The organism is Tsukamurella pseudospumae, assembly GCF_001575205.1.
GTDB classification, from domain to species: Bacteria; Actinomycetota; Actinomycetes; order Mycobacteriales; family Mycobacteriaceae; genus Tsukamurella; species Tsukamurella pseudospumae.
Genome location: NZ_LSRE01000008.1, coordinates 137,983 through 150,232, shown reverse-complemented (window position 1 = coordinate 150,232; position 12,250 = coordinate 137,983). Strand labels below are relative to the sequence as shown.

General features: G+C 71.5%; 16 protein-coding genes. 8 read left to right on the top strand and 8 right to left on the bottom strand.

Annotated elements, in window-relative coordinates; genetic code table 11:
• Genes recR through AXK61_RS05925 form a run of 4 tightly spaced genes read left to right on the top strand, consistent with a single transcriptional unit; the run spans position 1 to position 2,225 of the window.
• On the top strand, positions 1-648 hold the full coding sequence (gene recR / locus AXK61_RS05940) for a recombination mediator RecR (protein ID WP_068571415.1): 648 nt from the start codon (positions 1-3) through the stop codon (positions 646-648).
• Positions 649-651: 3 nt separating this feature from the next.
• Positions 652-1,197: a uridine kinase family protein gene (locus tag AXK61_RS05935; protein WP_068744232.1), complete on the top strand. Its 546-nt coding sequence runs from the start codon at positions 652-654 to the stop codon at positions 1,195-1,197.
• A 9-nt stretch (positions 1,198-1,206) separates the two neighbouring features.
• Positions 1,207-1,698, top strand: coding sequence for an SRPBCC family protein (locus AXK61_RS05930; RefSeq protein ID WP_068571413.1), 492 nt, complete (start codon positions 1,207-1,209; stop codon positions 1,696-1,698).
• 2 nt (positions 1,699-1,700) lie between these two features.
• The gene (locus AXK61_RS05925; RefSeq protein WP_068571412.1) at positions 1,701-2,225 is read left to right on the top strand and encodes a methylated-DNA--[protein]-cysteine S-methyltransferase; all 525 of its coding nucleotides are present in this window, start codon (positions 1,701-1,703) and stop codon (positions 2,223-2,225) included.
• On the opposite strand, the gene AXK61_RS05920 is transcribed toward AXK61_RS05925, so the two are convergent.
• The 5 genes from AXK61_RS05920 to AXK61_RS05900 all read right to left on the bottom strand — a co-directional run bounded on the left by AXK61_RS05920 (position 2,226) and on the right by AXK61_RS05900 (position 5,562).
• The gene (locus AXK61_RS05920) at positions 2,226-2,636 is read right to left on the bottom strand and encodes a type II toxin-antitoxin system VapC family toxin (protein WP_068571411.1); all 411 of its coding nucleotides are present in this window, start codon (positions 2,634-2,636) and stop codon (positions 2,226-2,228) included.
• Positions 2,636-2,926 (bottom strand): type II toxin-antitoxin system Phd/YefM family antitoxin, encoded by a 291-nt coding sequence (locus tag AXK61_RS05915; RefSeq protein WP_139057912.1) that lies wholly within the window; start codon positions 2,924-2,926, stop codon positions 2,636-2,638. The genes AXK61_RS05920 and AXK61_RS05915 overlap by 1 nt, the downstream gene beginning before the upstream one ends.
• Positions 2,927-2,955: 29 nt before the next feature.
• Positions 2,956-3,360 carry a hypothetical protein gene (locus tag AXK61_RS24855; RefSeq protein ID WP_139057911.1) on the bottom strand — a complete coding sequence of 135 codons (405 nt, stop codon included), beginning with the start codon at positions 3,358-3,360 and terminating at the stop codon, positions 2,956-2,958.
• A gap of 226 nt (positions 3,361-3,586) precedes the next feature.
• Positions 3,587-4,294, bottom strand: a complete 708-nt coding sequence (locus tag AXK61_RS05905) for a type 1 glutamine amidotransferase (protein WP_068571533.1) — start codon at positions 4,292-4,294, stop codon at positions 3,587-3,589.
• Between the two features lie 26 nt (positions 4,295-4,320).
• Positions 4,321-5,562: a Mur ligase family protein gene (locus tag AXK61_RS05900; RefSeq protein WP_068571409.1), complete on the bottom strand. Its 1,242-nt coding sequence runs from the start codon at positions 5,560-5,562 to the stop codon at positions 4,321-4,323.
• Positions 5,563-5,590: 28 nt separating this feature from the next.
• On the opposite strand from AXK61_RS05900, the gene AXK61_RS24275 reads away from it, so the two are divergent.
• A complete protein-coding gene (locus AXK61_RS24275) occupies positions 5,591-6,337 on the top strand; it encodes a class I SAM-dependent methyltransferase (protein ID WP_139057910.1) in 747 nt (248 codons plus the stop codon).
• Here AXK61_RS24275 and AXK61_RS05895 read toward each other — a convergent pair.
• A complete protein-coding gene (locus AXK61_RS05895; RefSeq protein WP_068571534.1) occupies positions 6,224-7,219 on the bottom strand; it encodes an EamA family transporter in 996 nt (331 codons plus the stop codon). The genes AXK61_RS24275 and AXK61_RS05895 overlap by 114 nt on opposite strands.
• Before the next feature lie 137 nt (positions 7,220-7,356).
• Here AXK61_RS05895 and AXK61_RS05890 point away from each other — a divergent pair, with 137 nt between their 5' ends.
• Together AXK61_RS05890 and AXK61_RS05885 are read left to right on the top strand one after the other, a co-directional pair.
• Complete coding sequence (locus AXK61_RS05890) at positions 7,357-8,079, top strand: SDR family oxidoreductase (RefSeq protein WP_068571408.1); 723 nt, start codon at positions 7,357-7,359, stop codon at positions 8,077-8,079.
• A 22-nt stretch (positions 8,080-8,101) separates the two neighbouring features.
• Positions 8,102-8,995: a LysR family transcriptional regulator gene (locus AXK61_RS05885; RefSeq protein ID WP_068571407.1), complete on the top strand. Its 894-nt coding sequence runs from the start codon at positions 8,102-8,104 to the stop codon at positions 8,993-8,995.
• 99 nt (positions 8,996-9,094) lie between these two features.
• Here the strand turns inward: AXK61_RS05885 and AXK61_RS05880 are convergent, their stop codons facing one another.
• Positions 9,095-10,279: a winged helix DNA-binding domain-containing protein gene (locus tag AXK61_RS05880; protein WP_231855446.1), complete on the bottom strand. Its 1,185-nt coding sequence runs from the start codon at positions 10,277-10,279 to the stop codon at positions 9,095-9,097.
• 71 nt (positions 10,280-10,350) lie between these two features.
• Between AXK61_RS05880 and AXK61_RS05875 the strand changes: the two genes are divergently transcribed.
• On the top strand, positions 10,351-11,625 hold the full coding sequence (locus tag AXK61_RS05875) for an MFS transporter (protein WP_197466750.1): 1,275 nt from the start codon (positions 10,351-10,353) through the stop codon (positions 11,623-11,625).
• Here AXK61_RS05875 and AXK61_RS05870 read toward each other — a convergent pair.
• On the bottom strand, positions 11,581-12,165 hold the full coding sequence (locus AXK61_RS05870; RefSeq protein WP_068571404.1) for a TetR/AcrR family transcriptional regulator: 585 nt from the start codon (positions 12,163-12,165) through the stop codon (positions 11,581-11,583). The genes AXK61_RS05875 and AXK61_RS05870 overlap by 45 nt on opposite strands.
• Positions 12,166-12,250 lie beyond the last annotated feature (85 nt).

Sequence of the window (12,250 nt, the reverse complement as noted above, 5' to 3'; positions counted from 1 at the left end):
GTGTACGAAGGACCCGTTCAGGAGCTGATCGACGAGCTGGCCAAGCTCCCGGGGGTGGGGCCGCGCGGCGCCCAGCGCATCGCGTTCCACCTCCTGGGGGTGCAGCCCACCGACATCGATCGGCTCACCAATGCCCTCGTCCGGGTGCGCAACGACGTGCGCTACTGCGAGGTCTGCGGCAATGTCTCGGCCGAGATCCGATGCCGGATCTGCTCGGATCCGCGGCGTGACACCTCGAAGATCTGCGTGGTCGAGGAGGCCAAGGACGTGCAGGCCGTGGAGCGCACCCGTGAGTACCGCGGGCTCTACCACGTGCTCGGTGGCGCGCTGAACCCGATCAAGGGCATCGGACCCGACAAGCTGCGGATCCGCGAGCTGCTCGTACGGCTCGGCACCGCGGTCGACGGCGTCGATGTGGACGAGGTCATCATCGCCACCGATCCCAACACGGAGGGTGAGGCCACCGCGGCTTTCCTGGTCCGGATGCTCAAGGACTTCCCGGGCCTGAGCGTGACCCGCCCCGCTGCGGGTCTGCCCATGGGCGCCGAGCTCGAGTTCGCGGACGAGTTGACCCTCGGCCGGGCGATGAGCGGCCGCCGCACCCTCGCCGAGCCGCCCCGCGTGCTCGAAGAGACGCCGCCGAGCTGACCCGTGAACGCCGCTGACGTGCTGGCCCGGCTGGGCGTGCCCGAGGGCATCGTCGCCGTCGACGGGCCGTCCGGGGCCGGCAAATCGACCTACGCGCAGCGCCTCGTCGACGATCTCCGCGCCGAGGGTGCCCGCGTCGCCCTGGTGCGCACGGACCACTACGCGACCTGGGACGACCCGGTGTCGTGGTGGCCGCAGCTCGTGGCCGAAGTGATCGACCCGCTGGTGCGCGGCCGTGACGCCTTCTACCGCCCGATGGTCTGGCGGGAGGGCGTCCCCACGTCGGGCGAGGAACTGCGCCTGCCGTGGGCCCCGCTCATCGTGATCGAGGGCGTCTCCAGTGCGCGTCGTGCCTTCGCCGACCGGATCTCGCTGGCGCTGTGGCTCGACGGCGGCACCGCACAGGAGCGGCTGGAGCGCGCCGTCGCGCGCGACGGCGAGGAGGCCCGCGCGGAGCTCGCGCGCTGGCAGGAGTTCGAGCGCGGTTGGTTCGCGGTCGACGGTACGCGGGAGCGCTGCACCGTCGTCGCCGCGCGGGCCGCCGAATAGGATCCGATCATGCGCCTGCGTGACAACCCGACCGTCGAGGTCTCCCGAGTCCTGAACTGCTCACCCGAACAGGCGTGGGAGTTCGTCACCGACATCGCCTTGCCCACCATTGTCGACGGTGAGCTCGAGCGCGCCGAGTGGCTCGACGGTGCCACCGGCGTCGCCGAGGGGGCGCGGTTCCGCGGGTACAACAGCAACGAACAGCTGGGGCAGTGGACCACCGACTCCGTCGTCGTCGAGGTCGAGGACGGGCGCCGCTGGGTCTGGGCCGTCGGGCCCGAGGGAGCTGCGCCGTGGGCCACCTGGGGTTTCGAGGTCGACCCGTCCCGGCAGGGCGCGATCGTCCGGCAGTGGGCCCGGGTCGGCGACGGTGCCTCGCCCTTCGCCGCCGTGGTCGCCGCGCAGCCCGAGAAGGAGGGGCGCATCGTCGACTACCGTCTCGGCGTGTGGCGGGCCGGCATGGAGGCCAATCTGGACGAGCTCGTGCGGCGGACGGCCTGACCGTGACGGCCGGCTACGCCCTTTTCGACACCGCCGTCGGGCGGTGCGGGATCGCCTGGGGCGCAGACGATGCCGTTACCGCCGTCCGGCTGCCGGAGGAGTCCGACGAGGCGACGGCCCGGCATCTCGGCGCAGGGGCGGATCCGTCCGAGCCGCCCGCCGAGGTCGCGCGGGTGATCGCCGCGATCGTCGACCTGGTCTCCGGTGCGAACCTCGACGACGACCTGTCGTGGGTGTCGCTGGATATGAACGGGCTCACCGATTTCCAGCGTGCCGTCTACGAGGCTGCCCGGCGGATCCTGCCGGGCAGCACCCGTACCTACGGCGAGATCGCCACGGAGATAGGACTTCCCGGTTCTGCGCGGGCCGTCGGGCGGGCGCTGGGCGAGAACCCGTACCCGCCCGTGGTGCCCTGCCACCGCGTGACCGCGGCGAACGGCCGCACCGGCGGCTTCTCCGCCGGTGGCGGCGTTACCACCAAGATGCGCCTGCTCTCCACCGAACAGGCCGTGCTCGGGCTCTGGTGACTACTCCTCCGCTCCCGGCGAAACGACCGTGAGCCCCTCCGCCTCTGCGGCTTTGCGAAGTCGCTTGTCGTAGCTGACGAAGGCAGCGATCTGGTCCCGGATGCTGACGGCCGATGCAAGATGAACGGCGTCGAGCGAGCGCAGGTACGCCGGGCCCACGCTTTCCGCCGCTCGCGCGATTGTCGTGTTCAGTGGGATCGTCACCAGCCGGGATCCTACGAATTGTGCCTGCGGAACGTCGTCCGGATCAGGTGACCGCGCGGCGACACGCGCCATTTCGATCCGGCCGATGACGCTCGTGGTCAGCTCCTCTCCTCCGTCGGTTTGTGCAGCCATCCACGCGGCGAGCGCATCCGATTCGTTCTCCGGGTTCAGCATCTTCGTGAGAGCGGACGTGTCGAGATAGATCACTATTCATCCCGCATTTCCATGAGGATCTCTGTCAACGACTTCTCGCCCGGTTCGCGCGGACGGCGGGCGTTCCGCATCGCTGTGATCGCGGCCAAGTCGAGCGGCCGTTCGGCGGGAATGATCAGTCCCGAGGCCACCAATTCGCGGTACTGGCGCTCCTTCTCGCTCACCGGCACCAGGCGAGCGACGAGCTTGCCGTGGTTGGTCACCTCGATCTCCTCGCCCGCCTCCACACGCGCGAGGTACTTCGAGGCGTGTTGCCGCAGCTCCCGGACCCCGATCTGCTCCATATCCCCGAATGTAGCACTCATTGTGCTACTCATGCGGCGCTCATTTTCGGTTCGTCCGGCCACCCGCCAGCGCTGACCCGGATGATCTCCACTGCCACTTCAGCGACCGCCGTCTCCGGAACGGCCAGCTCGTAGATGACGGACGGGTCGTCGTCGGGGCACAGCTCTTCGTACAACTCGCACATCGTCTCGTAGAGGGAGTCTTCGACGCGGGTGTAGAGGAATCGCAACAGCGTGGCGAGCCGGGCGTCCCTCGCGTCCTTGCGATTCCGTGAAGCCGGATCCGCCGCATCTGAGGTCGGCGTGTGGTTCGACCTCGATCCGTCGAAGGGGATCGCCGGCGTCGCTGCCTGCGTATTCTTCCTCGGCGGCGTCGGCGCTCGTCGGTTCCGCTTCTTCCGCGCGTCCCGCCGCTGCTTGCTCGTTCTGCTCATGAAGTCCCCCCGAACTCTCGATGATGGGGACACGCTAGAACGACCCACTGACAAGTTCTCTCACGAGGGTCGTACTCATCGGATCCGGCGCGAGGCCATGCATCGCACGCATGGCCTCGAGTGTAGAAATGCCTTATGAACAGGGGTGATGTAGCCATGCGTCTCGCGCATGGCTTTCGAGAAGCCACCTGCCTGCTCGCGCCCGCGGACTCACGCCGGGGCGCGCCTACTTCCGCAGGCGCTCGCGGCGCAGCAGCTCCACGTCCGGCAGGTCCAGGGGCTCGAGCGGCCGCCCGGTCGCACGGGAGATCAGGTGGTCCGCGAGCTCGGGATTCCGGGCCAGCGCCGGGCCGTGCATGTAGGTGCCGAGCACGCTGCCCTGCACGACCCCGTCGACCGCCACGCCGGCGCCGTTGCCCGTGCCCCGCACCACGCGCTGCAAGGGTGCGGCGTCCGGCCCCAGAGTCGAGCCGCCGCGGTGGTTCTCGAACCCGGTCAGCGGCTGCGTGAGGCCCTCGATCAGCGGTACGCCCTCCACCTCACCGATGGAGCGCTTCTCCTGCGGTGTCGTGGTCAAGTCGAACAGGGAGATGCCGTCGACGCGCTCGCCCTCGGAGGTCTCGTACCAGTGGCCGAACACCTGGATCGCAGCGCAGATCGCCAGCACCGGAACGCCCTTCGCTGCAGCCTCTTGGAGGCCGGGGTAGCGCGTCATGTGTCGGGTGGCGAGCCGCTGCGCGTTGTCCTCGGCGCCGCCGAGGGTGTAGATGTCGCACGACGCGGGCACCGGGTCGGACAGTGTGATCGGCAGGACCTCGGCGTCGATGCCGCGCAGCCGAGCACGCTGCCGCAGTACGAGCGCGTTGCCGCCGTCGCCGTACGTGCCCATCACGTCGGGCAGCACGAGGCCGATCACCAAGGTGGACTCGGTGATCCGGGTCTCGGATCCGGAGAAGTCGATCACGCGCTCCGCCCTTCCAGTGCCGTGTTCAGGTCGCGGAACGCCGTGTAGTTCGCGAGCACCTCCACGCGCCCGGGCGGGCAGGAGGCGATGGCGGCCAACGGATCCGGGAGCAGGGTGTGCTCGGCGCCGGCGTAGGTCAGCCGCACGGCGAGGTCGGCCCCGCGCTCGCCGGACGCCACGACCTTGCCGTTCTCGAACCGTTCGAACTGCACGTCCCACAGCCAGGACAGGTCCTCGCCGTCGGGTACCTGCCCGTTCACGGCGATCACGAGACCCTCTGCGGTGCCGTCGATCATCGACATGGCCTCCTGCCAGCCCGCGGGGTTCTTGGCGAGCAGCATCCGGACGGTGTGCTCCCCGACGGTGACGGTCGAGTACCGTCCGGCGACCTCCCCGACGGTGCCGACGGCGCGGACCGCCTCCAGCGGATCCGCGCCCATGGCGACGGCGGCGGCGACGGCCTGTGCGGCGTTGCCGCGGTTCGCCCGGCCGGGCAGCGCCAGCACCAGCGGAGCGACGAAGCCGTCCGGCCCGTGGATGTCCGACTCGTCCACCCACCAGTCGGGCTCCGGGCGGGAGAAATCGGTCCCCGTCGAGTACCAGTGGTCCCCGTCGCGGACGATCGGCTCGCCCGAGCGGGGGCACGACGTGGAGTCGCTGGTCCACCCCGCCCCGGCGGCGACCCACACGACGTTCTTCGCGTCGTACGCGACGGAGGTCACGAGCACGTCGTCACAGTTGGCGACCACCGTCAGCTCGGGGTGGGCGTCGACGCCCGCGCGCAGGCGGCGCTCGATGGCGTTGATCTCGCCCACCCGGTCCAGCTGGTCGCGGGAGAGGTTGAGCAGCACGAGCGCCTCGGCGCCGGTGGCATCGAGCACGTGCGGCACGTGCAGCTCGTCGACCTCGAGCGCGGCGAGCGACGCGCCCTGGTGCGCGGTGAGCGCGGCGACGATGCCGGCGTCCATGTTGGCCCCGTCGGCCTGCGTGGCGACCGGGCGGCCCGTCGTGGCGAGGGCGGCGGCGGTCATCCGCGTGGTGGTCGACTTGCCGTTCGTGCCGGTCACGACGACGGTCCGCTTACCGTCGGCCAGCCGGGCCATGAGATTCGGCTCGATCTTGAGCGCGACGAGGCCGCCGATCATCGAGCCCTTGCCGCGCCCGGCGCGCTGCGACGCCCAGGCTGCGGATCGGGCGGCGAGCAGCGCCGCGCGGGCGCGGAGGGGGAGTCCGGGCATGCGTTCCAGGATAGGGCAAGGTGGTTGCATGGCTGAACTGCACGAGGACCGGCAGCGGGCACTGTCGTTCGGGGCGATCGCGGCGGACTACGACCGGCTCCGGCCCCGGTACAGCGAGGTGACCCTCGACGCGATCGCGACGGGCCGCTCGGCCCTGGACGTCGGCGCCGGGACGGGGATCCTCGCCCGGCAGCTGCGGGACCGGGGCCTGGACGTCCTGGCCGTGGAGCCCGACGGTGCCATGGCCGCCCTCGCGCGGGCGTCGGGCGTGCCGGCCGAGGTCGCGACCTTCGAGGAGTGGGACGACCGCGGCCGCACCTTCGACCTCATCACGTTCGGGCAGTCCTTCCACTGGGTGGACGCGGACCGCGCGATCCCGCGCTTCCTGGAGCTGCTCAACCCGGGCGGGCGCGTGGTCCTGCTGTGGAACAAGCTCCGCCCGACGTCACCGCCCAACGACGACCTCCGCGCCGCGAGCAGCGACTACGTGAACGTCGAGGCCGCTGGCGCGGGGACCCCGCACGACCAGATGTTCCGGATGGCCGCGCTGAGGAGGACGTTCGAGGACGCGGGCTTCGCCGTGACCGAGCGCGAGGACGACTGGACCGAGACGCAGCCCAAGGAGCGGTGGCTCGACCTCGTCTTCACCTATTCGTCGCACTCAACGCTGCCGGACGACCGCCGGTCCGCCCTGCGCGCCGCGCTCGCCGCGGTCATCGGCGATCGTGACGTCGAGCTCGCCGCCGGCACGACCGCCCTCATCGCCACCCGGTAGTGGAGCGGGCTTGCGCAGCATCCCGAGCAGGCAGCCGGCGATGACGATTGCCGCGCCGGTCAGGGCGAGGGCCGTCGGATGCTCGCCGAGCACGGCCGCGCTCGCCGCGATGCCGACGACGGGAACCAGGAGCGTCGCCGGCGCCACCGTCGAGGCGGGGTAGCGGGCCATCAGCGCGCCCCACAGTCCGTAGCCGACGACGGTGCTCATGATCGCGATGTAGGCGACGCCCAGGAGCGCGAGGCGGCCCTCGGCACCGTCGAAGCTGTGGGCCAGGGCCTTCCAGCCCGTGGTGGGCCCCTCGATCGCGGCGCTGAGCGCCAGCAGGGGCAGGGGCGGGATGACCGACATCCACAGGGTGAACCGGAAGGGCTCCGACGGTGCCGCGAGTCGCTGTCCGATGTTGCCGAACGCCCAGCTCAGACCACCTAGCAGGGTAAGGGCGACGCCGAGGACGCCGACCCCGGACGCGGCGTCGGCGCGGTCCAGGATGATCAGGGACATGCCGACGACGGCGATCCCGATACCCGCGACCTGCCGGACGGTCAGCTTCTCGTGCAGCAGGACCGCGCCGAGCAACACCGTGAACGGCGCCGAGGACTGCAGGACCAGCGAGGCCAGGCCGGTCGGCATGCCGATGTGCATCGCGGTGAACAGCAGCCCGAATTGGAAGGTGCCCGAACCGATTCCGTAGAGGAGCAGCCACTTCACCGGGCCCTTCGGCGGCCGCACGAACAGCAGTACCGGGACCGCGAGCACCAGGAAGCGCAGGGCGCCGAGGAACAACGGCGGGAAGTAGTCCAGGCCGTAGCGGATGGCGAGGAAGTTGAGCCCCCACAGCACGACGACGGTGAGGGCGACGAGGCGGTCACGGGGGCTCATGACCTCCACTGTTCCGGCGCGCGAGCGGAAGCACAATCGAATACTTCTTGATCAACCATGTAGTCGACCTACATGAACCTGGAATCATGCGGCGCGCAGGTCTGCCGCCGGTGCAGAGCTGCGGTTAGCGTCGCGGAATGACCTTCGAACTGCGCGATCGCACCGTCGTCCTCATCGGGGGAGGCAGCGGGATCGGCCTCGCCGTCGCCCGCCGCGTGATCGCCGACGGTGCCCGGGTCGTCCTGGGTGGTCGCTCGCGGGAGCGGCTCGACGGTGCCGTCGCCGAGTTGGGACCGGGCGCGACGGCGCGGGCCGTCGACACCGCGGATCCCGCGTCCGTGGAGGACTTCTTCGCGGACATCGACACGGTCGACGCACTGCTGACGACCGCGGCCACCTACACGGTGGGTTCCTTCAAGGATCTCGACCCCGATGCCGCACGGAGCCCGTTCGAATCGAAGTTCTGGGGCCAGTACCGCGTGGTGAAGGCCGCCCTGCCGAAGTTCAGCGCCGATGCCGCAGTCGTTCTGGTCTCCGGCGCCGCCAGTGTCCGGCCCGCGGGGCCGGCGGCGCCCTATGTCGCCGCGAACGCCGCGATCGAGGGGCTCGCCCGCGGCCTGGCCGTGGAGCTGGCGCCGGTGCGGGTCACCGCGATCGCGCCCGGCACCGTCGACGGGAACCTGTGGGCGGGGCGGCCCGACGAGGCTCGGGACGCGGCGTTCGCGCACATCCGCCGCGAGGCGGTGCTCGGCAGGCCGGGGACCGAGGACGAGATCGCCGCTGCGGTCGTCCATCTGTTCACGAACACCTACACCACGGGCTCGACGCTGTACGTCGATGGCGGGTACGCCCTGCGCTGAGCCGCGCGTACGCTCACTGCGCATGGACGTCCACCGCCTGCGGATCCTGCGCGAGCTCGCCGACCGCGGCACGGTAGCCGCGACGGCGCGGGCGATGGACATGACCCCGTCGGCGGTGTCGCAGCAGCTCAAGGTGCTCGCCCGGGAGGCCGGGGTGGATCTGCTCGAACCCGACGGCCGGCGCGTGCGGCTCACCGACGCCGGGCTCGCGCTGGTCGTGCGCGCGGAATCGGTGCTGGGCGAACTCGATCGGGCCCGGGCCGAGATGGACCGCTACCGCTCGACGCCGGTCGGCGTGGTCCGGCTGACGCTGTTCCCGTCCGCGGCGGAGCTGCTGCTGCCGGGTGTGCTGCGGCGGACGAGGGCCGCCGGCGTGCGGGTCACCGCGTCGGACGCGGACCTGCCGGGCACGGAACTCCCGGCGATGCTGGCCGACGCGGACATCGTCGTGGCGCACCGGGACGAGCGCGCCGCACCGCTCGGCGGTCCGCGCATCGCCTCTCGCGTCCTCATGCGCGAGCCGATCGACCTGGTGGTGCCCCTGGGGCATCCGCTGGCGGACGCGGGCCGGGTCGACGCGACGCAGCTGGCGGACCTGGACTGGATCAGCGTGCGGGACGGCTTCCCCGTCGACGACGTGCTCCGCTCGCTGGCCACGCTCACCGGCGTGCAGCCGCGGGTGGTCCAGCGGATCAACGACTTCCACACCATCCAGGCGATGGTCGCCGCCGATCTCGGCGTGGCGCTCGTCGCCCGGCATGCCGTGACCCATCCGGGCGTCCGCGGGCTGGAGATCGTCGGCGTGCTCGCCGCCCGCATCCTCGAGGTCGCGATCCGGCCCGGCGCCGAGCGCCGCCCCGCGGTCGCCGCGGTCCTGCGGGCCCTCGACGAGGAGGTCGCCGCGGTCCAGCCGTAAGGCGGCAGGAATGTTCGCGCGCGGCAGATATCCTCGCTCGCCCCGCGAATAGTCGGTGTGTCCGGAGATATCTGACGGGGCCGGAGATTTCCGCGGGCGCTAGGAGTCGATAGCGACCTCGGTGGATGCGGCACCGCGGAGCGTGCCCACCTGTTCGGCCTCGTGGGTCACGGCCCTGCGGGCTCGAACCGAGAGCGGCGCGAAGGGAGTGATGGTGAGGGTCAACCTCTTCCCGTGTTTGCGCGGGCGCCAGGTCCCGGCGATGCGTCCATCGATCAGGACCGTGCCAGGCTCCCCGACGGTGCGCCACACGGCCCGGTGGTGCTCGGGCGCGACGATGACGGAGCGGTCCCGGGCCTGCGTGTAGGGGTCGCGGGGAGGGAGCAGGCGGGTCCCGGCGGGATCCGCTGCGGTCCGCAGGGATTCGAGGTCGTCCGCGTGGACCCACGCGCGCCCCGCCTGCGTCTCGACGCGCTCGAGGTCGGATTCGACGAGGCTCCACCACGGGCCGGCGTCGCCGGCGCGGACGCCGAGCCACGCGGCGAAGTCGGCCTTCGTCGACGGCCCGTAGCAGCGCAGGTACCGCCGGACGAGCTCCGCGCGGGCATCGTCTCCATCCGGTCCCGGGAGGGGGTGGCCCAGCCACTCTTCGACGAGGACGAACGGTGCGGTGTCGTCCTCCCGCGGCGCGAAGCACACGAGCCCACGCAGAGTGAGGATCCGCAGGCAGAAGTGCACCACACCCTCGCCGAGCGACTGCCCGGCGGACCACGGCCCGTCGGCGGTCCAGACCGAGCGCTGTGCCGGGCTGAGCTCGGCCGCCATCGCCTCGGCGACCTCCGCCCCGAGCGGGCCGATCGCGAGCCTGCGACCGGACAGCATGGTCGTCGTGCGCGCCGCGACGGCGGCGACCGCACCGTCGGCGGACATCCCGAGATCGTCGAGCGCAGGACCGAGCCCGAGAAGGAAGTGCCGGACGGCGGCTTCGGTGCCCGGCAGGACGCCGGCGGTGAAGACGGCGGCACCGTCGACGGGGATGACGAACGGGGCGCCGCGCATGCACCACGTACGCAGCAGGGCGCGGTCGTCGAGGCGCGCGTCGAGGGTGCCGGGGGCGACTCCGGTGACCCGTGCGTGCAGCGCGAGGAGCCCGGATCCGGGCGGGCTGTCCTGGATTCCGCACCGCCCGGCCGCCGTCAGGAGGGCGTCCGGATCCGCCCGCTCGACGAGCCCGTGGGCGCGGAGGCGGTATCCGATGATGCGGTCGTTCGGGAGGGCGGCCACCTCCGTCACGGTAGCGCGCAGACGGGTCCCGAGAATTGACCCCGAGCCGAATACATCCCATGATTCGAGGGGTGACCGTCCGTGAGGAGTCCTCATCCCCCGCCGCGCTGCGAGCGGTCGGTGCCCTGACCTGCGCGGTCGCTCTCATCATGATGGGGGTCTGCCTGCGGCTGATCTTCGGCAGCTCGTCCGCTGTGCTCTCCGAGATCCGCGATGCCTACGGATTGAACGGCGCGGAGGTCGCGCTGCTCACCACCGGCCCCGTCCTCTGCCTCGGCCTCTTCTCGGCCGCGACGCCCCGCCTGGCCCGCCGGTACACCGCTCCGCTGGTGGCGGCGGTGGCGCTCGCGATGATCGCCGTCGGCAGCGCGCTCCGGATCCTGCCGAGCTGGCCCGTGCTGCTCGGCGGGACGATGCTGGCCGGCGCGGGGATCGCGGTGGGCAACGTGCTCGGTCCCGTCCTCGTACGGATCTTCTTCCCGCACCGGATCGGTCTCATGACGGGCCTGTTCACCGCGATGGTCTGCGTCTCCACCGGGTTCGCCTCCGCCCTGACGGTGCCCGGCGCCACCGCGCTCGGCGGCAGCTGGCGGGGAGCGCTGGCACTCTGGGCGGTCCCCGCGCTGGTCGCGGTCCTGCTGCTCGCCGTGGTGACGGTGCGGTACCTCCGGTTCCGCCGGAACGTTCCCGAGGCCGACGGTGCCGACGCGCCGGGTGCCGTCCGGACGGTGCTCCGCAGCCCGGTCGCATGGGCCGTCACCGGCTTCATGGGCCTGCAGTCGCTGCAGGCTTACGCCCTGATCGGTTGGATCCCCACGATCTACCGCGACCGCGGACTGTCCGCGGAGACCGCCGGGGCGATGCTCGCCATCGGCGGGCTGCTCAGCGTGCTGACCGCGCTGACCTTCCCGCAGTGGGCGGCCCGGCGCCGGGAGCAGCGGATCGTCGCGGTGGCGGCCGTGGCGCTGCAGGGGATCGGCGTACTCGGCGTCCTCGCCTTCGGGAACGGAATCGGGGCCTGGATCGCGAACGTCTTCGTCGGCTTCGGCCTGGGCGCGATGATCTCCCTGGCGGTGACGATGATGAACCTGCGCGCAGCGACCACGGCCGAAGCGGTCTCGCTGTCGGCGATGTCGCAGACGGTCGGGTACCTGCTCGCCGCGTGGGGCCCGATGCTCATGGGCGTGCTGCACGGCGTGCACGGGAACTGGAACCTGCCGCTGATCAGCCTCCTGGTGCTCCTGATACCGCTGCTGCTGTGCGGAGTGTTCGCCGGAGGCGATCGCACGGTCGGGGCTCCGTCAGCGCTCGGCGACGGTGTGCAGCCCGGCGGGCAGGAAGCGTAGGAGCAACTCCCGGGCCGCGGCCGAGTCACCGTCGACCAGGTGGGTGAGCTGCGCGCCCTCGTAGAGCGCGATGGCGAAGCGAGCCAGCGACGCCGCGTCGTCGGCGGGGACGAACCTGCGGAGCGATCCCGCCAGACGCTCCCGGACCGCGCGATCGCGCTCGGTGAGCCGTGCCGCGGCGGCCTCGTCGCGGGCGGCGAAGATGGTGAACTCGGTGGAGAGCAGTCCCCAGCGGCGCTCCTCGGGATCGTCGGGCGCGGCGGCGAGAGCAGCGGCCGCGATCGCGTCGTCCAGCGACCCGGCCCCGTCGATCACGGCGGCGACGCGTCCGACCTGCCGCTCGGTGTGCCGGTCGAAGAGGGCGAGGAACAGCGCCTCCTTGCCGGAGAAGTTCGAGTAGAAGGCGCCGCGGGACAGGTCGGCGCGGCGGCAGATCTCGTCCATCGACGCAGCGTGATAGCCGCGCTCGGCGAACACGTCCAGGCCCGCGTCGAGGAACCGCTCCACGCTGCGGGCGCGGGTCTGCTCGCCCTTGGCCATCGCTCGTCCTCTCGTTGACGCGGGATGTGATGCGTGCCATGCTAGCGATAAGTAGAACAGCCAGTCCAGTTATGGGCATCGAGAG

Excerpts from the sequence above, each read along its gene's own strand:
- AXK61_RS05930 (WP_068571413.1), top strand. The coding sequence starts at position 1,207 with ATGCGCCTGCGTGACAACCCGACCGTCGAGGTCTCCCGAGTCCTGAAC.
- AXK61_RS05915 (WP_139057912.1), bottom strand. The coding sequence starts at position 2,926 with ATGGAGCAGATCGGGGTCCGGGAGCTGCGGCAACACGCCTCGAAGTAC.
- AXK61_RS24855 (WP_139057911.1), bottom strand. The coding sequence starts at position 3,360 with ATGAGCAGAACGAGCAAGCAGCGGCGGGACGCGCGGAAGAAGCGGAAC.
- AXK61_RS05900 (WP_068571409.1), bottom strand. The coding sequence starts at position 5,562 with ATGCCCGGACTCCCCCTCCGCGCCCGCGCGGCGCTGCTCGCCGCCCGA.
- AXK61_RS24275 (WP_139057910.1), top strand. The coding sequence starts at position 5,591 with ATGGCTGAACTGCACGAGGACCGGCAGCGGGCACTGTCGTTCGGGGCG.
- AXK61_RS05895 (WP_068571534.1), bottom strand. The coding sequence starts at position 7,219 with ATGAGCCCCCGTGACCGCCTCGTCGCCCTCACCGTCGTCGTGCTGTGG.
- AXK61_RS05890 (WP_068571408.1), top strand. The coding sequence starts at position 7,357 with ATGACCTTCGAACTGCGCGATCGCACCGTCGTCCTCATCGGGGGAGGC.
- AXK61_RS05885 (WP_068571407.1), top strand. The coding sequence starts at position 8,102 with ATGGACGTCCACCGCCTGCGGATCCTGCGCGAGCTCGCCGACCGCGGC.
- AXK61_RS05870 (WP_068571404.1), bottom strand. The coding sequence starts at position 12,165 with ATGGCCAAGGGCGAGCAGACCCGCGCCCGCAGCGTGGAGCGGTTCCTC.